Here is a 24852-nt window from a genome sequence, read left to right as displayed (position 1 = left end):
TACGCTCGGGCACGGCCCAAAAAGGGAATTTTGTTCAAACTTGACCTAAGTTTGGGCAGCGACGCAACGGCGGGCTTTTTCAACTGTCTTATCAGTGAAGATTTAAGTCCCTTCTTTTCGAACCTGCTTTTTCTCATAACAGAACCTCTATTCTCTTTTGAAACGCCGCGACTTTGTGGGACTTTCCGGCCTGGCGGCTGGCGCCCTGTTTCTCCCCGCCTTCCCCAGCCTGGGTGGCACCTCCGTTGACCCGTCCCGTTTGCTGGAAGGCATCGACCCGGCCGTGAACAAGCACATGGCCGACGCCGCGCTCAACGCCGCCAAAACCGCCGGTGCCACCTACGCCGACGTGCGCATTGGCCGCTATCTAAATCAAAGCATTTTCACCCGCGAAAAGCAGGTGCAGAACATCGCCAGCGGCGAGAGCTTTGGGGCCGGTGTGCGGGTGCTGGCCAACGGCACCTGGGGCTTTGCCGCCACCAACACCGTGACCGAGGCCGGCCTGGCGAAAGCCGCCCAGCTGGCCGTGGCCATTGCCAAAGCCAACGCCAAAGTGCAGAAGGAGAAGGTGCAGCTGGCCCCCGTGAAAGGCTTCGGCGAAGTAACCTGGAAAACGCCCATTCAGCAGAACTCCTTTGAGGTGCCGGTGGCGCAGAAAGTGGAGCTGCTGCTGGCCGCCAACGCCAAGGCCACCGACAACGGCGCCTCGTTCGTGAACTCCTCGCTGTTCCAAATCAACGAGCAGAAGTACTTCGCCAGCACCGACGGCTCCTACATCGACCAGGACGTGCACCGCATCTGGCCCACGTTCAGCGTCACGGCCATCGACCGGGCCACTGGCAAGTTCCGGACCCGCGATGCGCTGAGCGCCCCCATGGGCCTGGGCTACGAGTACCTCACGCCCAAGGCCGTCGACAAAATCGCCGGCCCGGCCGGCACGGGCCTCATCGGCTACCGCAACAGCTACGACATACTGGAGGACGCCGCCCTGGCCGGCAAGCAGGCCAAGCAAAAGCTGACCGCCAAGTCGGTGACGCCCGGCAAGTACGACCTCGTGCTCGACCCCAACCACCTGGGCCTGACCATTCACGAATCGGTAGGCCACCCCACCGAGCTGGACCGCGTGCTGGGCTACGAGGCCAACTACGCCGGCACCAGCTTCGCCACCTTGGAGTGGAAAGCCAAGAAAATTCCGTTTGGCTCGAAGCTGGTCAACATTGTGGCCGACAAGCTGCAGCCCGGCTCGCTGGGCGCGGTGGGCTATGATGATGAGGGCGTGAAAACCAAGCGTTGGGACCTCATCAAGGAAGGCATGCTGGTGGACTACCAAAAAATCCGGGACCAGGCGCACATCGTGGGCCAGAATGAGTCGGACGGCTGCTGCTACGCTGACTCCTGGGATGCGGTGCAGTTCCAGCGCATGCCCAACGTGAGCCTGCAGCCCGGCACCGCCAAAATGAGCGTGGACGAGATGGTGAAAAACGTGGACAAGGGCGTCTACATCGCCGGGCGCGGCTCCTACTCCATCGACCAGCAGCGCTACAACTTCCAGTTTGGCGGGCAGGTGTTTTACGCCATCGAGAAAGGCAAAATCACGGAGATGATTGAGGACGTGGCCTATCAGGCCAACACCCAGGAATTCTGGAACAGCTGCTCGGCCATCTGCGACGAGTCGGACTACCGTCTGTTTGGCTCTTTCTTCGATGGCAAGGGCCAGCCCTCGCAGGTATCGGCCGTGAGCCACGGCTCGGCCACCACGCGCTTCAACGGCGTGAACGTCATCAACACCGCCCGCAAAATCGGGTAATTGAACGTCGTTAATAGAACGTCATGCTGAGCGCAGCCGAAGCATCTCGCTCGCTTCGTTGAGCTTGCTATTAATTACTTCTACATGCGAGATGCTTCGGCTACGCTCAGCATGACGTTCTGAATTTATCCAGCATCTTCAAACTTGAAATCATGGCCATTCTCTCTCAAACCGAGGCACAGGACATCCTGAAAAAAGTCCTCTCGTACAGCACCGCCGACGAGTGCGAGGCGACCCTCAACGGCAGCATCAGCGGCAACGTCCGCTCGGCGCGCAATACCATCAGCACGGCCGGCACCGCCGATAACGTGTCGCTGGGCGTGCAGTCGCGTTTTGGCAAGCGCAGCGGCGTGGCTACTTGCAACGAGTTCGACGAGGCCAGCCTGCGCCGCTGCGTGCAGCGGGCCGAAGAAATTGCCCGGCTCGCGCCCGAAAGCCCGGAGTACGTGCCCTTCCTGGGCCCGCAAAAGTACCTGGCCTCGCCGGCGGCCTTTGCCCAGCGCACGGCCGACATCACGCCCGACTACCGCGCCCAGCAGATTGGGGCCAGCATGGCGCTGTGCGAAGCCCGGAAGCTGTCGTCGGCAGCCTTTTTCAACGACTCGGCCGGCTTCGTGGCCAAGCGCAACACCAAAGGGCTGGAAGCATACCAGCGCCTCACCAACCTGGACTTCACCATCACGGTGCGCACCGCCGACGGCCAGGGCTCGGGCTACGCCATTGCCAACTACACGGACTTAGCCAAGTTTGACGCCGCCCGCCTCACCCGCGTGGCCGCCGACAAGGCTGCGTCGTCGGTGAAAGCCAAGGCCCTGGAGCCCGGCAAGTACACCGTGATTCTGGAGCCGGCCGCGGCCGTGGATTTGCTTAGCAACATGATGCGCTCGATGGACGCGCGCAACGCCGACGAAGGCCGCAGCTTCCTGAGCAAAAAAGGCGGCGGCAATCGCAAGGGCGACAAGCTCTTCGACGAGCGGGTGACCATTTACTCGGACCCCACCAACGCCGAAGTACCCGACCAGACCTTCGCCGGTGACGGCCGCCCCCAGCAGAAAACCACTTGGATTGACAAAGGCGTGGTGAAGAACCTCTACACCTCGCAGTTCTGGGCGCAGAAGGCGGGCATTCCCGACCTGCCCCCTCCCGGCGGCTGGATTATGGAAGGCGGCTCGCAAAGCACCGCCGACCTGATAAAGGGTACGGCCAAGGGCATTCTGGTGACGCGCCTCTGGTACATTCGGGCCGTAGACCCGCAGACCTTGCTCTACACCGGCCTGACCCGCGACGGAACCTTTTACATCGAAAACGGCCAAATCAAGTTCCCGGTGAAGAACTTCCGCTTCAACGAAAGCCCGGTTATCATGCTCAACAACCTGGAGGCCGTGGGCAAGCCGGTGCGGTTGGGCGGCAATCTGGTGCCCCCGCTGAAGATTCGGGACTTCACCTTCACCAGTCTTTCCGACGCGGTATAGATTAAGTTCGCAGCCAAAAGGTCGTCATGCTGAGCTTGCTGAACCGTAGGTCGGCATAGCCAAGCACCTCTACCTCATTACTAATTGATTACTTGTGCGATAGAGGTGCTTCGGCAGGCTCAGCATGACGTTTTAAAGCAAACAATACACATGAAAAGACGCGACTTTGTGGGACTCTCCGGCCTGGCGGCTGGCGCCCTGTTCATTCCTACTTTCCCCGGTTTTGCCGGCAACCTCGTGGACCCGGCCCGCCTGCTGGAGCCCGGCGTGGACGTAGCCATCAAAAAGCGCCTGGCCGATGCCGGCCTCAATGCCGCCAAGGCCGCGGGCGCCACCTACGCCGACGTGCGCATAGGCCGCTCCCTCAACCAAAACGTGTTCACCCGCGAAAAGCAGGTGCAGGGCATCTCGAGCACCGAAAGCTACGGCGCCGGCATCCGCGTGATTGCCAACGGCACCTGGGGCTTTGCCGCCACCAACTCGGTGACCGAAGCGGGCATTGCTAAAGCCGCGCAGCTGGCCGTGCAGATTGCCAAAGCCAACTCCAAAGTGCAGAAGGAAAAGGTGCAGCTGGCCCCAGTTAAAGGCCACGGCGAAGTGAGCTGGAAAACGCCCATTCAGCAAAATGCCTTTGAAGTACCGATTAAAGACAAGGTTGATTTACTCCTGAGCGTCAATGCGAAAGCGTTGGACATGGGCGCATCTTTTATCAACTCCACCATTCAGCAGGTAAACGAGCAGAAGTACTTCGCCAGCACCGACGGCTCGTACATCGACCAGGACATCCACCGCATCTACCCCAGCTTTGGCGTCACGGCCATTGACCGGGCCTCGGGCAAGTTCCGGACGCGGCAGGCCCTGAGCTCGCCCATGGGCCTGGGCTACGAGTACCTCACGCCCAAGGCTTCCGACAAGATTGCCGGCCCCGCTGGCTCGGACGTGGTGGGCTACAAAAGCAGCTACGACATGCTGGAAGACGTGGCCTCCGCTACCAAGCAGGTGAAGCAGAAGCTGACCGCCAAGTCGGTGACGCCCGGTAAGTACGACCTCGTGCTCGACCCCCATCACCTGGGCCTGACCATCCACGAATCGGTGGGCCACCCGCTGGAGCTCGACCGCGTGCTGGGCTACGAGGCCAACTACGCCGGCACTTCCTTCGCCACCCTGGAGTGGAAAGCCAAGAACATCCCTTACGGCTCGAAGCTGGTGAACATTGTGGCCGACAAGCTGCAGCCCGGCTCGCTGGGTGCGGTGGGCTACGATGATGAGGGCGTGAAAACCAAGCAGTGGGACCTTATTAAAGAGGGCACGCTGGTGGACTACCAGAAAATCCGGGACCAGGCCCACATGGTGGGTCAGAACGAATCGGACGGCTGCTGCTACGCCCAGAACTGGGCCGACGTGCAGTTCCAGCGCATGCCCAACGTGAGCCTGCAGCCCGGCAAAACCAAGCTGAGCGTAGACGAGATGGTGAAAAACGTGGACAAGGGTATTTACATCGCCGGCAACGGCTCCTTCTCCATCGACCAGCAGCGCTACAACTTCCAGTTTGGCGGGCAGGTGTTCTACGCCATCGAAAAGGGCCAGATTACGGGCATGCTCGAAGACGTGGCTTACCAAGCCAACACCCAGGAATTCTGGAACAGCTGCTCGGCCGTGTGCGACCAGAGCGACTACCGCCTGTTTGGCGCGTTCAACGACGGCAAGGGCCAGCCCTCGCAAAGCTCGGCCGTGAGCCACGGCTCGGCCACCACGCGCTTCAACGGCGTGAACGTCATCAACACCGCCCGCAAAATCGGATAACGAATGTCTTAGAGGAACGTCATGCTGAGCGTAGTCGAAGCATCTCTACCGCGTAAGTAATCCATTTACTATTGCGGTAGAGATGCTTCGGCAAGCTCAGCATGACGGGCTGACTAAACTCAAAATAAGCTAACCACATGGCAATTCTTTCTAAAGACGAAGCTCAGAGCATTCTCAAAAAGGTGCTGAGCTTCAGCACCGCCGACGAATGCGAGGTAACCCTCAACGGCCGGATTGGCGGCAACGTGCGCTCGGCCCGCAACAGCATCAGCACGGCCGGCGCCGTAGACAACGTGTCGCTGGGCGTGGAAAGCCGCTTCGGCAAGCGCAGCGGCGTGGCCACCTGCAACGAGTTTGACGACGCCACGCTGCGCCGCTGCGTGCAACGGGCCGAGGAAATAGCCCGACTTGCGCCCGAAAGCCCCGAGTACATGCCCCTGCTGGGCCCGCAGGAGTACGGCACCAGCAGCAAGGCCTTTGCCGCTTCCACGGCTGCCATCACCCCCGACTACCGCGCCCAGCAAATGGGGGCCAGCACCGGCCTCTGCGACCAGCGCAAGTTGAGCTCCGCCGCCTTTCTGGTAGACACGGCCGGCTTTGTGGCCAAGCGCAATTCCAAAGGACTGGAGGCTTACCAGCAGTCCACCAACGTGGAGTTTTCGGTGACGGTGCGCACGCCCGACGGCACGGGCTCCGGCTACGCCGCCGCCGACTACACCGACGCGAGCAAGTTTGACGCCGCCCGCCTCACCCGCGTGGCCGCCGACAAAGCGTCGTCGTCTATGAAGGCCCGGGCCCTGGAGCCGGGCAAGTACACGGTTATTCTGGAGCCCAACGCCCTGGTTTCCAATGTAGACACCTCGTTGATGGCGGCTTTGATGGGCAGCTTTGACGCGCGTAACGCCGACGAAGGCCGCAGCTTCCTGAGCAAGAAAGGCGGCGGCAACCGCAAGGGTGAAAAGCTGTTCGATGAGCGGGTGACCATCTACTCCGACCCGATGAACGCCGAGATTCCCGACCTGATGTTTTCGGGCGATGGCCGGCCGCAGAAACGCGTGACCTGGATTGAGAAGGGCGTGGTGAAAAACCTCTACTCTTCGCGTTTCTGGGCGCAGAAGGCCGGCATTCCCGACCTGCCCCGCCCCGGCGGCTGGATAATGGAAGGCGGCACGCAAACCACCGCCGACCTGATTAAGGGTACGGCCAAAGGCATTCTGGTGACGCGCCTGTGGTACATCCGCCCGGTAGACCCGCAGACGCTGCTCTACACCGGCCTGACGCGCGACGGAACCTTCTACATTGAGAACGGCCAAATCAAGTTCCCGGTGAAGAACTTCCGCTTCAACGAAAGCCCCATCATCATGCTCAACAACCTGGAAGCCATTGGCAAGCCGGTGCGGTTGGGCGGCAACCTGGTGCCCCCGCTGAAGATTCGGGACTTCACGTTCACGAGCTTGTCTGACGCGGTATAAAATTCTTTAGCGCGTTATGCGCAACGTCATGCGGAGCGCCGCCGAATCATCTTGCGTGCCACGAGTATTCCCGTGTTTAATTGGGTTACTATTGCACGCGGGATGGTTCGGCGGCGCTCCGCATGACGTTTTTTTCTTTACCCCCTTTTCCGCTGCACTTTTATGATGAACAGACGCGACTTTGTAGGACTCACCGGCCTGGCAGCCGGAGGCCTTTTGCTGCCCAGCCTGCCGGGCTTTGGCTACACCCCCGTAGACCCCGCCCGCCTGCTGGAGCCGGGCGCGGATGTCATCATGAAAAAGCGGCTGGCCGACGCGGCCCTGAACGCGGCCAAAGCCGCCGGCGCCAGCTACGCCGACGTGCGCATTGGCCGCTCCCTAAACCAGTATGTATTCACCCGCGAAAAGCAGGTGCAGAACATTGTGAGCACCGAGAGCTACGGCGTGGGCATTCGGGTGCTGGTGAACGGCTGCTGGGGCTTTGCTTCCACCAGCGTGGTAACCGAGGCCAGCCTGGCCGCTACCGCCCGCGTGGCCACCGACATTGCCAAGGCCAACCGCCTGGTGCTGAAGGAGCCCGTGCAGCTGGCCCCGCAGCAGGGCTACGGTGAAGTGAGCTGGAAAACGCCCATTGAGCAAAGCGCTTTTGAGGTGCCCATCAAACAAAAAGTGGACTTGCTGCTGGCCGCCAACGCCGCTGCCCTAGACAACGGCGCCAGCTACATCAATTCGGGCCTGTTTCAGGTGAACGAGCAGAAGTACTTTGCCAGCACCGACGGCTCCTACATCGACCAGGACGTGCACCGGCTGTGGCCGACATTCAACGCCACGGCCGTGGACACCAAAACCGGCAAATTCCGCTCGCGGGAGGCGCTGAGTGCGCCCGTCGGGCTGGGCTACGAGTACCTGAACCCCAGCGCCAGCCAGCAGATAGCCGGCCCCCAGGGCACCAACACCGTGGGCTACAAGCTGCGCTACGACATACTGGCCGATGCTGCCATGGCCGGCAAGCAAGCCAAGGCCAAGCTTACCATGAAGTCCGTAACGCCCGGCAAGTACGACCTCGTGCTGGACCCCGGCCACCTGGGACTCACCATCCACGAATCGGTAGGCCACCCCACGGAGCTGGACCGCGTGCTGGGCTACGAGGCCAATTTTGCCGGCACTTCCTTCGCGACTTTAGAGTGGAAGGCCAAAAACCTGCCCTACGGCTCCAAAGCGGTAAACATTGTGGCCGATAAGCTGCAGCCGGGCTCGGTGGGCAACGTGGGCTACGACGATGAAGGCGTGAAAACCCGCGAGTGGGACATCATCAAAGACGGCAAGCTGGTGAACTACCAGAAAATCAGGGACCAGGCGCACATCGTGGGCCAGAAGGAGTCGGATGGCTGCGCCTACGCGCAGTCGTGGGAAGACGTGCAGTTCCAGCGCATGCCCAACATCAGCCTGCGCCCCGGCACTGCCAAAATGAGCCCCGACGAAATGGTGAAGGGCGTGGACAAAGGCATTTACATCGCCGGCGCTGGCTCGTTTTCCATCGACCAGCAGCGCTTCAACTTCCAGTTCGGCGGGCAGCTCTTCTTTGCCATCGAGAAAGGCAAAATCACCGAGCCATTGGAGGACGTGGCGTACCAGTCAAACACCCAGGAATTCTGGGGGGCCTGTGCGGGCTCGTGCGACCAGTCGGACTACCGCTTGTTCGGCACGTTCTTCGACGGCAAAGGGCAGCCCTCGCAGGTTTCGTCGGTGAGCCACGGCTCGGCCACCACGCGCTTCAACGGCGTGAACGTCATCAATACGGCGCGCAAGGTGTAGGCCAGAACGACCACTCCCCTCCTCAGTTGAGGAGGGGACGTTTCCGCGCAGCGGAACTGGGTGTGCCCTCGTTGAACGACACCCGAACAGCTTGCGAATGGTTCGTTCGGCTATCGTTCAGAGGGCAACCACCCCCGTCCGAGCCTTCGGCTCGAACATCCCCTCCTCGGCTAGGAGGGGAGTTTCGTCCACCTTCCATTATCTGCAAATCAACATCATGGCTATTCTTTCCAAAGACGAGGCCCAGGCCTTGCTCAAAAAAGTGCTGAGCTACAGCACCGCCGACGAGTGCGCGGTGTCGCTCAACGGGCGCAACACCGGCAACATTCGCTACGCCCGCAACAGCGTGAGCACGGCCGGCGCGGCCGACAGCGTGTCGCTGGCCGTGGAATCGCGCTTCGGCAAACGCTCCGGCATTGCCACCTGCAACGAATTCGACGACGCCACCTTGAAGCGCTGCGTGCAGCGGGCCGAGGAAATTGCCCGACTGGCCCCCGAAAGCCCGGAATACATGCCGCTGCTGGGCCCCCAGACCTACCTGGCCCCGCCGTCGGCGGCCACTACCCTGCTCACGGCCACCACGCGCGCCCAGGCCGCGGCCGAAAGCATGGCCCTGTGCGCCGCCAAAAACCTCACGGCCGCAGGCTTCCTGGACGGCGGCACCCGGTTTCAGGCGCTGCGCAATTCCAAGGGCCTCGAAGCCTACCAGCAGTCCACCAATACCGACTTTTCGGTGACGGTGCGCACCGCCGACGGGCGCGGCTCCGGCTACGCCATCGGCGATGCCACGGACCCGGCCAAGCTCAACGCCAAAGTACTCACCCAGCGCGCCGCCGACAAAGCGCTGGGCTCGGTGAACGCCAAGGCCATTGAGCCCGGCAAATACACCGTGATTCTGGAGCCCGCCGCCCTCATGGACGGCGGCGACCTCTCGCTGCTGGGCGGGCTGCTCTACGGGCTGGACGCCCGCTCGGCCGACGAGGGCCGCAGTTTCATGACCAAAAAAGGTGGTGGCAACCGCAAGGGCGAAAAGCTGTTCGACGAGCGAATTACCATTTACTCCGACCCGATGAATGCCGAAGTGCCGGGCAGCGCCTTCGACGGCGACGGCCTGCCCACCAAGCGCATGAGCTGGGTGGAAAAAGGCGTGGTGAAAAACCTGTTCTATTCGCGCTTCTGGGCCGAGAAAAACAAGCAGACCGCCACCGCCTTCCCCAGCGGCTTCGTCATGGCCGGCGGCACCCAGAGCACCGCCGAGCTGATAAAAGGCACGGCCAAGGGCATACTGGTCACGCGCCTGTGGTACATCCGCGAGGTAGACCCGCAGACGCTGCTCTACACCGGCCTCACCCGCGACGGCACGTTTTACATTGAGAACGGGGCCATCAAATTCCCCATCAAGAACCTGCGCTTCAACGAGAGCCCCATCATCATGCTCAACAACATTGAGGCCATTGGCCGACCCCAGCGCCTGGCCGGATGTATGATTCCGCCTCTAAAAATCCGCGACTTCACGTTCACGAGCTTGTCCGACGCTATTTAGATTCTGTCATGCTGAGCTAAGCGAAGCATCCTATCACCGCAGAACGTGTCGTTCGCTCTTGATAGGGTGCTTCACTGCGTTAAGCATGACACCAACAATTTCTACATTTACGCCTTAATGCCCGCTACGCCTTTCACATTTGTACGCCTGAAGTACCAATCCGGCGATTGGGACGCGGTGGATGAGCGCATGCCCGCCAACCTGCTGCACTCATTGGTGCAGTACACCACCGTGCCCGTCGACACCAAGGAAAAAGTAGTGGCGCTGGACAGCGCTGAGCTGTTCAACTACCCGTTCTGCTACTTATCGGGGCACCGGCTGGTGCAGTTTTCGGCGGCGGAGAAACGGAATTTCACGCAGTATGTGCGCAACGGCGGCTTCGTGTTCGTCGACGACTGTAACCACGACATCGACGGGCTGTTTGCCCGCTCTTTTGAGGAGCAGATGCGCCAATGCTTCGGCAGCGGCGCCCTAAAGAAAATCCCGAAAACCCACCCGATTTATTCGCAGTTTTTCACCTTCAAAGACGGCCCCCCCAACACAGGGTTCGAGCTCAATGGCTGGGGCGACGACTTGGTGCACGACTACCTGAAAGCCGTGGAAATCAAGGGCCGTATTGGGGTGCTTTATTCCAACAAAGACTACGGCTGCGAGTGGGACTACGACTTCCGCAACAAGCGCTTTCTGGCCGAAGACAACACCAAGTTTGGGGTTAATATCTTGCTTTATGCGCTGACGTAACTGACTTAAAAACGAAACCCAATTCCAAGCCGGCCGTCCGCCGTAAGCACCTCGTTCTCATAATATGCCGTTGGCTCGTAGAAGGAGTCTGCGACTTTTCCTAGCTTTTGCCAACTCATGACGCCTACTGAGATATCAATAATCATCCTGGAGCGCCGCCCCAGCGGTGCTTGGCAACCAAGTAGCGCGCCTGCTCCAATATAATGACGGCGAAGGGCCGACCCGTAGGAATAGCTGTTGAACTGAACTGACCGATAGCCCAAAACCGGCGCCCCATAGAACCCCAGCAAGGCGGGCCATATACTGACGAGCGGCGCATACCAACGGCCTTGAACAGACAACCCGGATTTACGCTCAAAGGCTTCACCGCCGTTGACCAAGCCCTCGGCTACTAAACTGAAGCGACGACTTACCTGCCTCTCATATGCCAGCAGAATAGGTAACAGAACTACTGCATTAGAGTTGAACGCTCTAGTGCCGATATTTAACAACAAAATACCGCCGACATCAAGCCTGACAGCGTTCCGATAAAGGTTAACCTGCGCAGCTGGGGCCGCCAAAGAGTCGGCAAAGCTTTGCGCTTGGGCGCGGCTAATTGTTGCCCCCAATGCCGTTAGCAAAAAGAAGACGATTAAAAGGCGGCTGGTAAATTTGGGGCATTTCATAGCAGAAAGTTAAATCCGCAGCGAAATACGACCGAACATCATGAGTCAACCTAATTAATATACTAGAATTAAAGACATTATTTTATTACCTTATGCAAGTGCAAGTTATTGATAATAAGATAACTGATTGCTAATTATCAGACTTTGAATTAGTGTTTTTTTGACATATACCCCACACCTTTTTCCTGTGACTGAACAAGAAGTGAATACCCTGCTGGCCAAGCTGCCAGTGCTAAAAGCCGAGATTGCCAAGGTCATTGTGGGCCAGGAAACCGTGCTGGAAGAAGTGCTGGTAGCGCTGCTGGCCGGCGGGCACGCCTTGCTGGAAGGCGTGCCCGGCCTGGCCAAAACCCTGCTGGTGCGCACCCTGGCATCGGCCACCGATTTGCCGTTTCGCCGCATTCAGTTCACGCCCGACCTGATGCCGACTGACATTCTGGGCACCGAAGTGCTGGAAGAAGACCACGGCACCGGTCACCGGTCCTTCAAGTTCAACCCCGGCCCCATTTTCGCCAGCCTTGTGCTGGCCGATGAAATAAACCGGACGCCCCCCAAAACCCAGGCCGCCCTGCTCGAAGCCATGCAGGAAGGCCACGTGACCTACGCCGGTACCGAGCACGCGCTGCCCAAGCCGTTCTTCCTGCTGGCCACCCAAAACCCTATTGAGCAGAGCGGCACCTACCCCCTGCCCGAAGCCCAGCTCGACCGGTTTCTGCTGTACGTGCGCATTGGCTACCCCACGGCCGAGGAGGAGCTGGCGGTGCTGCGCGGCACCACCGGCGCGGCCGGCCAACAGGTGCAGCCCGTGCTGGGCGGCGCCGACATCCGGCAGCTGCAGCAACTGGTGCGCCAGGTGAGCCTGAGCCCGGAGCTGATGGATTTTGTGAACCGCCTGGTGCGGGCCACGCGGCCGGCCACGTCGGAGGTAAAGTTTATTCAGGACTACGGACGCTGGGGCGCCGGGCCACGCGCTGGCCAGGCACTCATCCTTTGTGCCAAAGCCCGGGCTTTGCTCCACGGCCGCTTCGCCGCCACGTTGGAAGACATTCAGACCCTGGCGCCGCCGGTGCTGCGCCACCGGGTGCTGCTCAATTTCAACGCCGAAGCGGAGAACCTGACCGCCGACGATGCCGTGGTGGCGTTGCTGAAAGCGGTAGCCGTATAGTGGATAGATGAACGTCATGCTGAGCGCAGTCGAAGCATCTCGCGTGCAGTGGTGACTCAATCAATTGGAGTTAGTGGTGGCACGCGAGATGCTTCGGCTGCGCTCAGCATGACGTTTTAGAACCGTTAACTGTTAACTGCTAACTCTAATTGAACAATGCTTACTCCCGAACTTCTCCATGGCCTGCGCAACTTGTCTTTGGCTGCCCGGCGGGCGGCGGAGGGCTTCCTAAACGGCGCGCACGCCAGCCGGCGGCACGGCGCGGGCATGGAGTTCAGCCAGTACCGCCCCTACCAGCCCGGCGACGACCTGCGCCGCCTGGACTGGCGCCTGGCCGCGCGCTCGGACCGGTACTACCTGCGCGAATCGGAAGTGGACACCAGCCTGACCGTGCACCTGCTGCTTGATGCCAGCGCGAGTATGAACCACCGCGACGACAACGGCCTCACCAAGCTCGACTACGCGCGGCTGCTGCTGGCATCGTTGGCCTACCTGGCCCAGCAACAGGGCGATTCCGTGGGCCTCACCATTCTCAGCCCGGCTGGCCTGCGGCACCTGCCCGCCCGGGCCGATACCCGCCAGCTGCCCCGCATTTACCACGCGCTGGCAACTGCGGAGGCGGCCGGCACGTTTCCGGATTCGGCCACCCTGGCCCCGCTCACGGCCCGGCGCCAGCGCGCCCTCACGGTGTGCGTGAGCGATTTGTACGAGGAGGAATCGGAGATAAACGCCCTGCTCACCCGGCTGCGGGCCGTGAGCGGCGACGTGCTGCTACTACACGTAATGGCCCATAATGAGTTGGCCTTCAGCTATCATGGGGCCGTTACGTTCCGGGACCTGGAAAGTGGCCGCACCATGCAGCTCGATGCCGACCAGCAGCGCCCCGCCTACCAGCTGCAGCTGCAGCAGTGGCTGCGCGACACCGCCCAGGCCGCTCGTGGCAAGGGCTTCGACTACCACCTGCTCAGCACGGCCGAGCCGCTGGACCAGGCCATGCGGGAGTTTTTGCGCCGTCGCATCACGGCCGGATAGCACCTGTGGTGGCCCCGGCAGAAACGCAGTGAGGCCACCTGCGCGGTTTTGGGCCGGGAATTGCTTGGTGATATGTAGCGTTCAATAGCCGAATGCCCGTATAGCTTTCTTTTAGCCGACTTATGAAACGTATTCTTGCCCCCTTCGCGCTTGCTGCGCTGATGTTTACGCTGGCCACAGGGCTGGCCTGCGCGCAGACCACCACCACAAAGACCACTCCTGCGGCCAAAGCGCCAGCCGCCACCACTACTAAAACCGCGCCCGCTACTTTGGAACAGGACCTTCGCACATTCAGCAACTGGGTTGACGAAAAACTCGAGCTTCCCATGGCCAACGTGCGCCTGGACTGGGCCACGCTGGAAAGCGACTACACCCGTATGACCAAGCGCCTCGACAGTGCCGCCGTGGGGCTGTCGGTGCAGTCGAAGCGCGAATACCTCGGCCAGAAAGCCCGCTACAAAGCCTGGGCCGCCGAAAACGGCCACCCCGTGCCCGAAACCATACTGGTGGGCGAAGCCCGCGACAACGCCGTGGACAACGTGCAGCGCAAGCTGCTGAACACCTCGGCGCCCATCAACCGGGCCATGGCCAGCGACCTGCCCAACCTGTATGCCCAGCTGGTGGAATCGACCAACGCCCAGCATCGCACCTGGACCAAGACCAACTGGGACGAAGCCAATCTGGTGCTGGGCCGCCTCAACGCCCGCTACGACCAGGTGGGCAGCCAGCTTACTATCGAAGACCGGGTGCGGGTACGTTCGCTACAGGCCGAATTCCGTGCCCAGGAAAAAGCACGCGACCTGAAAAGTATTCTGAACGGCTTGTAATAGCGGGGAAGCGTCCTGTATTCCGGGCCGGCAGCGCACGGGCTATAAAGATTCAAAGTCCTTTAAACGCGTAGCGATTGATAGTGGCGAGTGGTAAAAGGAAGGCAGCGCCTACTTTTACCACTTTCTTTTTGGCCGCCCTGCAATGGTGGTCCGCCATTACGCGTCTGTGTTCTGGTTTCATCCTGCTTCGCCTTTGTTCACCCTGCTATCCCCGTCTGCGCTGTTGGCCTTGCTGGGGTTATTGGTGCCAATTGCCATCCACTTATGGAACCGCCGGCCCGGCCGCGAGATAGCCGTGGGCAGCCTGCGCTGGCTGGCCGCCGGCGCCAATCGCCGCCTGCGCAACCTGAAGCCCGAACAGTTGTGGCTGTTGCTATTGCGCGCCAGCCTGCTGGCCGTGCTGGCCGTGGCGGTGGCCGGGCCGGTGTGGCAGCAGCTGGTGCCCCGCGGCCGGGGCCAAGTGCTGCTGAGCCCCCAGGTAATTGGCACGCCCGCTTTTGCAGCCCTGCGGCCCACGGTCGATTCGCTGCGCCGTCGCGGCTACGCCTTGCGGTGGCTGACTCCGGGGTTTCCTAAAATGTCGCGGGCCGCATTGCGGGCCGACTCCCTGGGGCAGCGCGATAGTGCGCGCCTGCTTTCCGGCAGTACCGCTTTAACTTCCGCATCCTATGCGGAGCGGGTCCGGCAAGCGGCTGGTGCTTTTGCGGGGCAGCCCCTTTTTGTGGCCACGCCCGCCACGCTGAGTGGTTTTCAGGGCTTGTTGGCGCCGCTCCCGGCGAGAGTCACCTGGCAAACGCTGCCCGTGGGCACCGCCACTGCGTGGGTGCAGGCCGCAGCCTTCAGGGGGGATAGTTTGCGCCTGCTGATGGGAACGAGTGATGAAAACCAAACTGCTTTTCGGTGGACGTCCATTGCCAAGCCCCCTCCCAACGGAATGGTGCGCCCGGCGGGGACGCCCGCTTATCGGCTGGAAGCCGGCAGCCTGCAGCCGCTGGCTGGTGCCAAGGCAAGCCGGGGCAAAGCGCTGCCTGCTGTTCTTGTTCGCACCCAGCCATTGCGCGTTGTCATTTATTCAACACCGGAATACGCTCTGGATGCGCGCTACCTGCAGGCTGGTGTGCGCGCCACGGCCCCCGGCCTGGCCGTGCCGCTGGCGCTGAGCACTACCACGGCCCCTCCCCCGGCCACAACGCCCACCGACTGGCTGTTTTGGCTGAGCAGCGCGCCATTGCCCGCCGAGTGGCAGGCGGCCGTGCGCAAAAGCGGCACCAAGGTGTGGCAGGAAACCACAGGTGCCGGAGTGGCCGATATCAGCCGCCTTTTGCCCATATCTGCCGATGAAGTGCCGGCCATGATAATGAAACGTCAGCGGCCTGACTCACTGGCCGCGAGTACTGCCTCCGCGCTGTGGGTAGACGGCCAGGGCCGGGCCGTGCTCTCGCGGCTGGCACAGGGCCAGGGCGCTATTTACAACTTACACACGCGCCTGAACCCCAACTGGAGCAACCTGGCGGATAGCCCCGCGCTGCCCACCCGGCTGCTGGCACTTCTTCAGCCCGAAACAACCGACGCACTGCTTCCCGGGCAGCGAAGTGGCCCCGACCAAGCCCTGGCCGCCCAGGACCAGCGGGCGTTGGACCCTGCCCAGCTTTACGCCAGTACCGCCGCCCCGGCGGCGCAGGCCGCCGCGCCGCGACCTCCCGCGCCACTGGCATCACGCCAGACGGACCTGCGGCCGTGGTTTGTGCTGCTGGCCGGGCTGTTGTTTGCCTGTGAACGTCTGCTCGCCCGTCGTCGGGACGGACAGCCTCAGCCCTCCCTTGTATGAGCCAGCCGGTAGCCCCCTCTCAAACGCCGGATATTGCAACGGCCCGCCACTTGGTTGCCGCCGCAGGCCGCAGCTACGCCTGGCGCCGTGCCGGTGCTGTTTTACTGCCGGCTACGGCCGGGGCGGGGCTGTTGCTGGCACTGGCGCGGCACTGGCCGGGTGCCCAGCTGCCGTTGCTGGCCGTGGCAGCCGTGGGGCTGCTGGGTGTAGTGCTGCTGCTCTGGCCGCTGCGCCTGATTAGCCCCGCCACCGTTGCCCCCCGGCTCGACCGGCAGTTTACAGCGCTGGAGGACAGCACGGGCTTGCTGCTTCAGCCCGATGACAACCTGAATTTACTAGAGCACCTGCAGCAGCAGCGCGTGGCCCAGCGCCTGCGCACCTTGCGAGAAAATGGCGGCTTAACGCTGCCGGTTTCGTGGCGAACATCGCTGGTGGTCACGGCGCTGCTGGGGCTGGCGGGCCTGGCGCTTTGGTGGTGGCCTGCCACTCCGAAGAGTGCGCCGGTGGCGGGAGTGCCGGTTCGGTTTTCTTCCTCGCCCGTGCCAGTAGCGGGGAAAGTCCCGCCGCGCATCGTGGAGACGCAGGTGCGGGTGACACCGCCTGCTTATACCCGTCTGCCCGCGTTTGCGCCGCCCCAGGCTTCTTTTCAGGGGCCGGAAGGCGCGCGGGTACGCTGGCAGATGCGCGTGAGTGGCAGCAGCCGCGCGGTGCCGGAAGTGGAAATTGGCCGCCAGCGGCTGCGCATGCAGGCAGTGGCCGGGCAGGCCGGTGTGTTCAGCGCCGAGTACACGCTGCGTAGCTCCGTGCTGTACCGGCTGCGCTTCGCGGGGACGGTGTCCGACGATTACGCTATTGAAGTCCGCGCCGACCAGGCTCCCATTATCCGCATCCAAACCCCAAAGCAGTACACCCTGGTTGAGTTTGGCGTGCGGCCCGAGCTGCCGGTGCGCGCTACCCTGCGCGACGACTACGGCCTGAGCCGCGCCGAACTGGTAATTACCGTGGCACAAGGGCAGGGCGAAGCCGTAAAATTCCGGGAAGTGCGGCGCGATTTGAGTGCCGCCGTGGGCGGGCAGCCCGCCCAGGCCAACCTGCTCAGCCAGCTCAACCTGCCCCAGCTGGGCCTGACCTACGGCGACGAGCTGTATTTCTACATTTCGGCCCGCGACAATGCTGGCCATTCCTCCCGCACCGATGCCTACCTCGTGCAATGGCAGGACACGGCCGTGGCCGACAGCCCTTCCGATATGGGCATGGGCGTGAAAGTAGCGCCGGCCTACTTCCGGAGCCAGCGCCAAATCATCATCGACACCGAAAAGCTGATTGCTGAAAAGCCAAAGCTCGACGCGGCCACTGTGGCCAGCCGGGCCAACGCTCTGGGCTTCGACCAGCAGGCGCTGCGCCTGCGCTACGGCAAGTTTATGGGCGAGGAAGTGGGCGGCAGCATGGGGGCCAGCGCGCCGCGTTCGCCCGTTGCCGAGGATGATGAAGACGGGCACGAAGAAACCGCCGCCGAGCACGCGGCCGAAGCGGGCGACCACAGCGGCCACGACCACCCCTCGCCACCCGCCACGTCGGCCATAGCGTCGCTCACGGCCGAAACCGACGCGCTGATGGACCCCTACATTCACAAGCACGACGATTCCGAAACCGCCGATTTTCTGGAACCTGCCGTGAAAGCCAAGCTCCGGGCCGTGCTCGACCAGATGTGGGCCGCGGAGCTGCGTCTGCGCACCGGACAGCTCGCCGAAGCCCGTCCCTACGAGTACCGCGCCCTCAAGCTGCTGAAAGAAGTACAGCAACAGACGCGCGCTTACGTGAAGAAAGCCGGCTTTGTGCCCCCGCCCATGCCCGAGGCCACGGGGCTCCAGGCATTGCTCGACGACACTTCGGTGGCGGAAAAGGCTCGTGTATTTGCCAGCCTCACGCCGGCGCTGGCGGCTACGCGCACCTCGTGGGGTGCCAGCCGGAGAGTTCATAACCATGGCGCTGCGGCAGCCTCCGTCCTCGTATCGGCAGCACCCCATTCCGAGCAGTTCCTGACTTTTTTGCTGCGCCAGGGCAACATTGCCTTCACTTCCTGGACGCTGAGCGTGGCCCTGCGGCACTGGCAGCCCACCGAGCCCGACGCGGCCGAGATTCTGCAGCCCTATCTAGTGTCGCCCAAACCGTTATTGTTCGAAAGCGCCCAACTAGCAGCCATGGCCCTGGCCGACCGCACGGGCCAGCAGTTGCCCACTTCCACCACTTTCACGCCCATGAACCACTCCAATTCCTCCGAAAACCGTGTGTCTGCTTTGGAGCGGGTAGTGGTCCTGAAAAGCACTGCCCTCTTCGCCCACACCCCCGAAAACGTGCTAAGCAGCATCGTGCCCATCATGAAAGAGGTGAATTTTCAGGAAGGCGAGAAGATTTTTGCCAAGGGTGACATTGGCACGTCCCTTTTCATCTTGCACGACGGACAGGTGGGCGTTTTCAACGGCAATCAGCAGCTGGCAACCTTCGGACCCGGCGATTTTTTCGGGGAGTTGGCGCTGCTCGACACCGAGCCCCGCTCCGCCTCTGCCGCGGCCCTGAGCCAGGTGCTGGCCTTTCGCCTCGACCAGGAGGATTTTTACGACGTGATGGAAGAGCGCGGCGAGGTGCTGCGCAACATTCTCAAGATGCTGTGCCAGCGCATCCGGCTGCAAAACGAGAAGATGCGGGAAATGGCTGCCTGAGCAGCAGTTCAGCAGTCTCAGGTGCATACCCGGCGGTCATGCTGAGCGTAGTCTAAGCATCTTTACCGCAGTAGTAAATCAATGGCTGCAACGAAGCGGTAGAGATGCTTCGACTACGCTCAGCACGACGTTCTCTTGGTGGCACTCGGGTGCTTCGGCGGGCTATTCTACTACTTCGTAGATTTTAACTGGCTGCGCCTTGTTTTTGAGCTTTACTTCGCTTACAAACTTGCACTGAAAGGACTCCTTTACTTTGAGGTAAACGGCTTCGCTGATGATAATCTGGCCGGCTTTGCCCACCGACTGCAGCCGCTGGGACGTGTTCACCACATCGCCGATAACGGTGTAATCCAGCCGCTTAAGCGACGCCGAGCCGATGTTGCCGGACACGACTTCGCCGGTGTTCACGCCAATGCTCACTTCGGGCCGGTACTCGAAGCCCGGAGGCAGCGTGGCGTTGCTCTGCCGCAAAACCATGCGCGCCGACAGCGCCGCGTCGATGGCCCGGTCGAGGTGATGCTCGCCCCGGAAAACAGCCATCACAGCATCGCCCATGAATTTATCAACGTGGCCGTTTTGCGCAATTACCTCCTTCACTATCAGGTCGAAGTAGGTATTGAGCAGGCTCACCACGTCGGTGGGGGCGAGCTTTTCGGCGAGGCCCGTGAAGCCGCAGATGTCCAGAAAAACCACCGTGGCCTCTACCGTTTCGCTGGCCAGCAGGCGGTTCTCAAAATCCGGCCGGGTCATGAAATTCAGCACCGTTTCGTCGACGTACATCTTCAGGATGTTGTTTTCCTGGATGGCGCGCAGCGTGTCGCGCAGCTGGCGCACCTGGTCGGCGGTTTTCTCAATGGTCAGTTCCAGGTCGGCAAAATCGACGGGTTTCACCACAAAATCGAAGGCCCCCCGGTTCATGGCGGTACGCAGGTTGGCCAGGTCGCCGTAGGCCGATACCATGACCGTTTTCATGGCCGGATGCTGGGCATGGGTCAGGCTGAGCAGGGTCAGGCCGTCCATCACCGGCATGTTGATGTCGCTTAGAATAACGGACGTATCGGGGTTTTCCGAAATGCGGTCAAGCGCCTCCTGGCCGTTGTTAGCGAAAATGAATTCGTAGACACTTTCCCGGATTTTGCGCCGAAACTTCTGCTTGATGAGCAGCTCAAGGTCGGCTTCGTCGTCGACTACCAGAATTTTCGTCTTCATAATAAAAGCGTTGGAGCAGCGGCCCGAAAGTAGCGCACCGGACCTCAACGAGCTTGACGAAGTGCCGGGCGTTTGGGATGCCGCTATGGCAATAAATGCCTTAATTTTTCTTTCAGCGCACCGAAATCTACGGGTTTGGTAAGGAAATCATTGGCCCCCAGCTCCATGGCTTGCTGGTAGCTTTGGTCGTCGCCGTAGGCCGTAATCATCATCATGGTAGTAGGCGGCATCTCAAATTCTTCCTTCACGTGGCTCAGCAGCTCCAGGCCGCTCATGCCGGGCATGTTGATATCGGAGAGGATGATGAGTACCTCGGAGCTGTGCTTACGCATAAACGTCATGGCTTCCTCGCCCGAGAAGGCAAAGCTGAAGCTCATTTCGCCACTGCGGATTTCACGCCGGAACCGCTGCAGGAACAGGTCGCGCACATCGGTTTCATCGTCAACGACCAGAATTTGCATGAGGGTACTTTTCAGGAGTTGTGTTGGACCAAAGTTAGGGCTTGCGGCGGGTTAAGCAGGCAGGGCCAGAATAAATTCAGTGCCCTGGTCTTCCTGGCTTTCTACGGCCAGCGTGCCGCCGTGGCCGGTGGTCACAATGTCGTGGCTCAGCGAGAGGCCCAGGCCCGTGCCCTCACCCACGGGCTTGGTGGTGAAGAAGGGCTGGAAAATTTTGGACCTCACCTTCTCCGACATGCCCGTGCCATTGTCCCGGATGCGGATTTCTACGCCTCCGGGCACGGCTTGCGTCGTCACGGCCACCTCGGGCGCATAGGCTGCTCCGAGGTGCTGGCGCTGGCGCTGCTGCACGGCATGAAACGCGTTGGTGAACAAGTTGATGAGAACGCGACTCAGGTCTTGTGGTACCACCGGCACGTCTGCCAGCGACGCATCGAAGGACGTGGTGAGCTGCGCGGTGAAGTCCCTCTCCTTGGTGCGCAGGCCCTGGTAGGCCAGCCGCAGGCTTTCGTCGACCAGGGCGTTGAGGTTAGTGAGCTCGCGCTGGCCGGTGCCGGTGCGCGAGTGCTCCAGCATGCCCTTGATGATGGAAGTGGCCCGCTGCCCGTGCTGGCTGATTTTTTGCAGATTCTGTTTGAGGCCAGCCAGGATTTCCTGTTCCAGCCCGGCGTTGCGGGACGGGCCCTGGCCGGTAGCGGCGTGGTGCTCGCCGGTTATCTCGTCTACCAGTTCGGTGCTCACTTCGGCGAAGTTCTTCACAAAGTTGAGCGGGTTCTGCAGCTCGTGGGCAATGCCGGCGGTGAGTTCGCCCAGAAAAGCCATTTTTTCGCGCTGCACCAGCTGCTCCTGCGCGGTCTTTAGCTCGGCCAGTGACTGCTCCAGGGCCTCTTTGGCGCGCTGCTGCTGGCGGGCGTGGCGCCACAGCAGCAGCGCCAGCGCCACCAAGCCCACCACGCCCGCTACCAGACCATAAGTGCGGTACCGGGACTTGAGCGCCGCTTGGCTGGCGGCTGCGGCTTGGGCACGCTGCTGCTCGCGGTAGTTGAGGCGCTGCACGGACATCACCTTTTCCTGGCCAAAGAGCGTGTCTTTCATCACCAGCATCAGGCTCTGGTACTTCAAGGCACTGTCGGCCGGACCGCGCTTTTTAAAATCCTGGGTGAGCAGGGTGCTGGCGTTGAGCACGCCCCGCAGGAAGCCGTTGGTTTGGGCGGCCTGCGCCCCCAGACGGGCGTAGTAAATGCTGGAGTCGGCCTGGCCCTGCTGCTGGTAGAGTGTGGCCAGGCCCACATATGCAAAGTTGAGGCTGCGCAAGTGCTGCACTTTCTTCGATTCGGCAATGCTTTGGCGGTAAAAATCCCGCGCCTCAGCCAAGCGGCCCTGCTTGCGGGCCACGTTGCCCAAGCCATACAAAATGTAGTTGGTGGGGGTGCGCAGGCGGCGCGCCAGCGCATGGGCCCGCTCCTGGTATATCTGGGCCGAATCCAGCTCATTAAACAAGTCATAGGCCAGGCCAATGTTGCTGAGCTCGATGACAACGCGGCGCTGGTCGCCCAGCTTCTGGCCAATTTTCAGGGCCCGGAAGTAATAATCCAGCCCCTGCTGCTTGTCGCGCAGGTACACGTATATAATGCCAATGCTGCGCAGGTTTTGCGCCTCCAGAGCCGGGTCGCGGGTGGCCTTGGCTATGCGCAGCGACTGCTGAAACAACTCCAGAGCCCGAGCCAGATTGCTTTCCCGCAACGCCGCCCCAAGGCGGTTCAGGGCCTCTCCTTCGCCGTTCCGGTAGTTCACACGCCGCGCCAAAGTCAGCGCCTTGATGGCGTAAACCGCTGCCGAATCGGTGCGCTGCGTCCATAGCTGGTCGCTAACCTGACACAGCAGAATTACCCGGTCGTAATCGGTCTGCGGCAGCGACAAAAGGTATCGCAGGCTGTCGATGGCCCGGCTTTGGGGTGGGGGTGGCAACGCCCGTGCCGGCGCCGCCGCCACGCCAAGTAGCAGCAGCACCAGCATAAGGCTGAGCCGGCGAAACATGTAATTAAACAAAATGCATTTAAAAAGAATTGGCAATATACTAAAGCTTATACATAGGATTGCAAAGCTGACCGTAAAGCGGCCCCAATTCTGGTTATCAATAGCTTAGTTTCTCGCGAGGCAAGTATATCACAACCCTTTTCATGCTTTTTTTGTTCTTAACAAAATCTGGCATAACAGGAAAAATTTACAATTAGCTCTGGCGCTTGCCTGCATCCTACCAAAGGTTCTCGTGCCAGCATAAGCCAAGCCCCATTACAGCGTCTCAGCCGGAAACGGTGGCTTTCCTTACCCGGTGGGCTGCTACTGCCAGCAACACCCAAAAGGCCACGAACTAAACAAATCAATAGAATTTGATTCGGAAGCAATGCACAACTTGCTCACAAAACGCCCCAATCCGGAGCTTACTGATGCTGCAAAGGGCCTCTGATTCAGGATTGAGAAGGCCCGCAAAAGGGCGGCGTCCGGGAGTGTTTTCCAGGCCTGCACTTAGCGACTACCCGTTTCTTGCTTAATGGCTGTTTAGGCTCCTTTGGAACACGGTTTCGCGCTACTGCCGCCTCCATGCCCCGGCGTGTGAACCGGAGGCACCTCTGCCACCTGCCAGCACGCCAACCTGGAAACCGCCTTTAGCTCACCTGACCAACGGGCAGGCCAATCAGGAATTCGGTGTTGCCGGGCTCAGAATCTACGGTGAGGGTGCCGCTGTGGCCCTGCGTCACGATGTCGTAGCTGAGCGACAGGCCCAGACCGGTGCCTTCGCCGCTGGGTTTGGTGGTGAAGAAGGGCTGAAAAATCTTCTGCTGCACCGCTTCCGGAATGCCCAGCCCATTGTCGCGCACCCGGATTTCGACCAATCCCTCCGCCAGACGCGTGCTCAACGACACGGTGGGAATGTAGCCCCGCTCCTCCGTGAGCTGGCGCTGGCGCACGGCGTAGAAGGCGTTGCTGAACAGGTTGAGCAGCACCCGGCCCAGGTCGGGGGCTATGGCTTCTACTTCGGGCAGGGCAAGCTCAAAATCCGTGACGAGGGTGGCATTGAAGGACTTGTCTTTGGCCCGCAGGCCTTGGTAGGCCAGCCGCAGGTATTCTTCGGCAAGGTGGTTGACGTTGGTGGGAAGGCGCTCCCCGGTGCTGGTGCGGCTGTGCTCCAGCATGCCCTTCACAATGCTGGCGGCCCGCTGCCCGTGGTGGTGTATTTTCTGCAGGTTCTGGGCGATGTCGTCGAGCAGCTCGGCTTCCAGGCCGGGTTCGCGCTGGGGGCGGGCCTGTTCTTCGCGCAACTCGCTGAGCATCTCCAGGCTCACGTCGGCAAAGTTGTTCACGAAGTTGAGCGGGTTCTGGATTTCGTGCGCAATGCCCGCCGTGAGTTCGCCCAGGCTGGCCATTTTCTCGGATTGCACCAGCTGGGCCTGGGCGGCGCGCAGGTCCGTGAGGGCGGCCCGCAGCTCGGCGGCCTGGTGCGTAAGGGCAGCCGTGCGTTCGACCACCAACCGCTCCAGTTCCACGTTCTGGGCCTCAATCAGGCGCTTGGCCTTTTCCTCTTCTTCGCGCAGCACCCGCTCTTTTTCCAGGGTTATTTTCTGGTTTCGCGCAATGATGATGAACGTTATCAGCCAGATAATGGAAAATCCCTGAGTGGTGTCCACCAGGGTGTCGTACTGCTTTAGCACATGGCCATCGGAGCCCAGCAGGATGTACTCAATGATTTTGGTGAGCAGAAACGGAGACAGGGCCAGCAGCAGCGAGCGGGCCGGGCGGTAGTCCCGCAGCGCAACCAGCACCGCCCCAATGGTGAGCAGCACAAACAGCCAATAGGCATCGGGCAGCGTCGCCGACTTCAGGTTCAGCACAAGAATGCCGAAGGCCAGTACCGCGGCCGGCACCCAGAGGTAGTCCAGGAGCTTGTTCCACCGCGGCAGCCGGCTGGGCAAATCCAGAAACTTGCGCATTCCGCGAATGAGCAAATAACCCATTATGGCCAAAAACAGAAGTTCACCGTAACCGGAGGCGTTGTTCATTGCAGAAGGTAGGCAGAAGTAGCAGGTGCAAGTTAGGCACTTCGACGAAAGCGGTGAAATATCTGGGAGCCATTACTGGGGCCCACCTTCTCCAGTGGCTCCCAGCGGTTTCCGCGGGCGTTTGGCCGAAGCCTGTTTACTGCGGCAGAGTGATGATGAATTCGGTTCCCACGCCCTCCTGGCTCTCCACCGTGAGCGTGCCGCCGTGCCCCTTGGCCACGATGTCGTGGCTCA

The 24852-nt window shown here is 61.2% G+C and carries 18 protein-coding genes; 12 read left to right on the top strand and 6 right to left on the bottom strand.

The features are described 5' to 3' along the window. Window positions 1–157: 157 nt before the first annotated feature. The 7 genes from BEN48_RS16535 (at window position 158) to BEN48_RS16505 (ending at window position 10653) form a co-directional block, all read left to right on the top strand. Window positions 158–1807 (top strand): TldD/PmbA family protein, encoded by a 1650-nt coding sequence (locus tag BEN48_RS16535; RefSeq protein WP_070736191.1) that lies wholly within the window; start codon window positions 158–160, stop codon window positions 1805–1807. Between the two features lie 152 nt (window positions 1808–1959). Continuing rightward, window positions 1960–3279 carry a TldD/PmbA family protein gene (locus tag BEN48_RS16530; protein ID WP_070736189.1) on the top strand — a complete coding sequence of 440 codons (1320 nt, stop codon included), beginning with the start codon at window positions 1960–1962 and terminating at the stop codon, window positions 3277–3279. A gap of 150 nt (window positions 3280–3429) precedes the next feature. Further along, the gene (locus BEN48_RS16525) at window positions 3430–5082 is read left to right on the top strand and encodes a TldD/PmbA family protein (RefSeq protein ID WP_070736187.1); all 1653 of its coding nucleotides are present in this window, start codon (window positions 3430–3432) and stop codon (window positions 5080–5082) included. Window positions 5083–5219: 137 nt separating this feature from the next. After that, entirely contained in the window at window positions 5220–6554 is a 1335-nt protein-coding gene (locus BEN48_RS16520; protein WP_070736185.1) for a TldD/PmbA family protein, read from the top strand. Between the two features lie 165 nt (window positions 6555–6719). Further along, entirely contained in the window at window positions 6720–8369 is a 1650-nt protein-coding gene (locus tag BEN48_RS16515; RefSeq protein WP_070736401.1) for a TldD/PmbA family protein, read from the top strand. A gap of 217 nt (window positions 8370–8586) precedes the next feature. Then, the gene (locus tag BEN48_RS16510) at window positions 8587–9912 is read left to right on the top strand and encodes a TldD/PmbA family protein (protein WP_070736183.1); all 1326 of its coding nucleotides are present in this window, start codon (window positions 8587–8589) and stop codon (window positions 9910–9912) included. 117 nt (window positions 9913–10029) lie between these two features. After that, window positions 10030–10653, top strand: coding sequence for a DUF4159 domain-containing protein (locus BEN48_RS16505; RefSeq protein ID WP_070736181.1), 624 nt, complete (start codon window positions 10030–10032; stop codon window positions 10651–10653). Window positions 10654–10658: 5 nt separating this feature from the next. Here the strand turns inward: BEN48_RS16505 and BEN48_RS16500 are convergent, their stop codons facing one another. Next, window positions 10659–11318, bottom strand: coding sequence for a hypothetical protein (locus BEN48_RS16500; RefSeq protein ID WP_070736179.1), 660 nt, complete (start codon window positions 11316–11318; stop codon window positions 10659–10661). Window positions 11319–11505: 187 nt separating this feature from the next. Between BEN48_RS16500 and BEN48_RS16495 the strand changes: the two genes are divergently transcribed. The 5 genes from BEN48_RS16495 (at window position 11506) to BEN48_RS16475 (ending at window position 18893) form a co-directional block, all read left to right on the top strand. After that, window positions 11506–12483, top strand: coding sequence for an AAA family ATPase (locus BEN48_RS16495; RefSeq protein ID WP_070736177.1), 978 nt, complete (start codon window positions 11506–11508; stop codon window positions 12481–12483). Between the two features lie 156 nt (window positions 12484–12639). Continuing rightward, entirely contained in the window at window positions 12640–13515 is an 876-nt protein-coding gene (locus BEN48_RS16490) for a DUF58 domain-containing protein (RefSeq protein ID WP_070736175.1), read from the top strand. A 122-nt stretch (window positions 13516–13637) separates the two neighbouring features. Further along, a complete protein-coding gene (locus BEN48_RS16485; protein ID WP_070736173.1) occupies window positions 13638–14342 on the top strand; it encodes a hypothetical protein in 705 nt (234 codons plus the stop codon). 145 nt (window positions 14343–14487) lie between these two features. Continuing rightward, on the top strand, window positions 14488–16173 hold the full coding sequence (locus tag BEN48_RS16480; protein ID WP_083321152.1) for a BatA domain-containing protein: 1686 nt from the start codon (window positions 14488–14490) through the stop codon (window positions 16171–16173). Beyond that, window positions 16170–18893 carry a cyclic nucleotide-binding domain-containing protein gene (locus tag BEN48_RS16475; protein WP_070736169.1) on the top strand — a complete coding sequence of 908 codons (2724 nt, stop codon included), beginning with the start codon at window positions 16170–16172 and terminating at the stop codon, window positions 18891–18893. Before BEN48_RS16480 ends, BEN48_RS16475 begins: the two co-directional genes overlap by 4 nt. Before the next feature lie 162 nt (window positions 18894–19055). On the opposite strand, the gene BEN48_RS16470 is transcribed toward BEN48_RS16475, so the two are convergent. From BEN48_RS16470 to BEN48_RS20280, 5 genes are all read right to left on the bottom strand, one after another. Further along, window positions 19056–20102, bottom strand: coding sequence for an adenylate/guanylate cyclase domain-containing protein (locus BEN48_RS16470; RefSeq protein WP_070736167.1), 1047 nt, complete (start codon window positions 20100–20102; stop codon window positions 19056–19058). A gap of 83 nt (window positions 20103–20185) precedes the next feature. Further along, window positions 20186–20563, bottom strand: coding sequence for a response regulator (locus BEN48_RS16465; protein ID WP_070736164.1), 378 nt, complete (start codon window positions 20561–20563; stop codon window positions 20186–20188). A gap of 51 nt (window positions 20564–20614) precedes the next feature. Next, on the bottom strand, window positions 20615–22597 hold the full coding sequence (locus BEN48_RS19865; protein WP_125932703.1) for a tetratricopeptide repeat-containing sensor histidine kinase: 1983 nt from the start codon (window positions 22595–22597) through the stop codon (window positions 20615–20617). Between the two features lie 629 nt (window positions 22598–23226). Next, window positions 23227–24549 (bottom strand): sensor histidine kinase, encoded by a 1323-nt coding sequence (locus BEN48_RS16455; protein WP_241502303.1) that lies wholly within the window; start codon window positions 24547–24549, stop codon window positions 23227–23229. 205 nt (window positions 24550–24754) lie between these two features. Then, window positions 24755–24852, bottom strand: a 98-nt coding sequence (locus BEN48_RS20280) for a HAMP domain-containing histidine kinase (RefSeq protein ID WP_162274740.1), incomplete at its 5' end; no start/stop codon positions are given.

Origin of the sequence: Hymenobacter glacialis (assembly GCF_001816165.1) — a bacterium.
In the GTDB taxonomy this organism is placed as follows: Bacteria; Bacteroidota; Bacteroidia; order Cytophagales; family Hymenobacteraceae; genus Hymenobacter; species Hymenobacter glacialis.
This window is presented reverse-complemented; position numbering and strand designations above follow the sequence as displayed.

What these genes read in the sequence shown, in the direction of transcription:
- BEN48_RS16530 (WP_070736189.1), top strand. Translation starts at nt 1,960, where the DNA reads ATGGCCATTCTCTCTCAAACCGAGGCACAGGACATCCTGAAAAAAGTC.
- BEN48_RS16525 (WP_070736187.1), top strand. Translation starts at nt 3,430, where the DNA reads ATGAAAAGACGCGACTTTGTGGGACTCTCCGGCCTGGCGGCTGGCGCC.
- BEN48_RS16520 (WP_070736185.1), top strand. Translation starts at nt 5,220, where the DNA reads ATGGCAATTCTTTCTAAAGACGAAGCTCAGAGCATTCTCAAAAAGGTG.
- BEN48_RS16515 (WP_070736401.1), top strand. Translation starts at nt 6,720, where the DNA reads ATGAACAGACGCGACTTTGTAGGACTCACCGGCCTGGCAGCCGGAGGC.
- BEN48_RS16510 (WP_070736183.1), top strand. Translation starts at nt 8,587, where the DNA reads ATGGCTATTCTTTCCAAAGACGAGGCCCAGGCCTTGCTCAAAAAAGTG.
- BEN48_RS16505 (WP_070736181.1), top strand. Translation starts at nt 10,030, where the DNA reads ATGCCCGCTACGCCTTTCACATTTGTACGCCTGAAGTACCAATCCGGC.
- BEN48_RS16500 (WP_070736179.1), bottom strand. Translation starts at nt 11,318, where the DNA reads ATGAAATGCCCCAAATTTACCAGCCGCCTTTTAATCGTCTTCTTTTTG.
- BEN48_RS16490 (WP_070736175.1), top strand. Translation starts at nt 12,640, where the DNA reads ATGCTTACTCCCGAACTTCTCCATGGCCTGCGCAACTTGTCTTTGGCT.
- BEN48_RS16485 (WP_070736173.1), top strand. Translation starts at nt 13,638, where the DNA reads ATGAAACGTATTCTTGCCCCCTTCGCGCTTGCTGCGCTGATGTTTACG.
- BEN48_RS16480 (WP_083321152.1), top strand. Translation starts at nt 14,488, where the DNA reads ATGGTGGTCCGCCATTACGCGTCTGTGTTCTGGTTTCATCCTGCTTCG.
- BEN48_RS16475 (WP_070736169.1), top strand. Translation starts at nt 16,170, where the DNA reads ATGAGCCAGCCGGTAGCCCCCTCTCAAACGCCGGATATTGCAACGGCC.
- BEN48_RS16470 (WP_070736167.1), bottom strand. Translation starts at nt 20,102, where the DNA reads ATGAAGACGAAAATTCTGGTAGTCGACGACGAAGCCGACCTTGAGCTG.
- BEN48_RS16465 (WP_070736164.1), bottom strand. Translation starts at nt 20,563, where the DNA reads ATGCAAATTCTGGTCGTTGACGATGAAACCGATGTGCGCGACCTGTTC.
- BEN48_RS19865 (WP_125932703.1), bottom strand. Translation starts at nt 22,597, where the DNA reads ATGTTTCGCCGGCTCAGCCTTATGCTGGTGCTGCTGCTACTTGGCGTG.
- BEN48_RS16455 (WP_241502303.1), bottom strand. Translation starts at nt 24,549, where the DNA reads ATGCGCAAGTTTCTGGATTTGCCCAGCCGGCTGCCGCGGTGGAACAAG.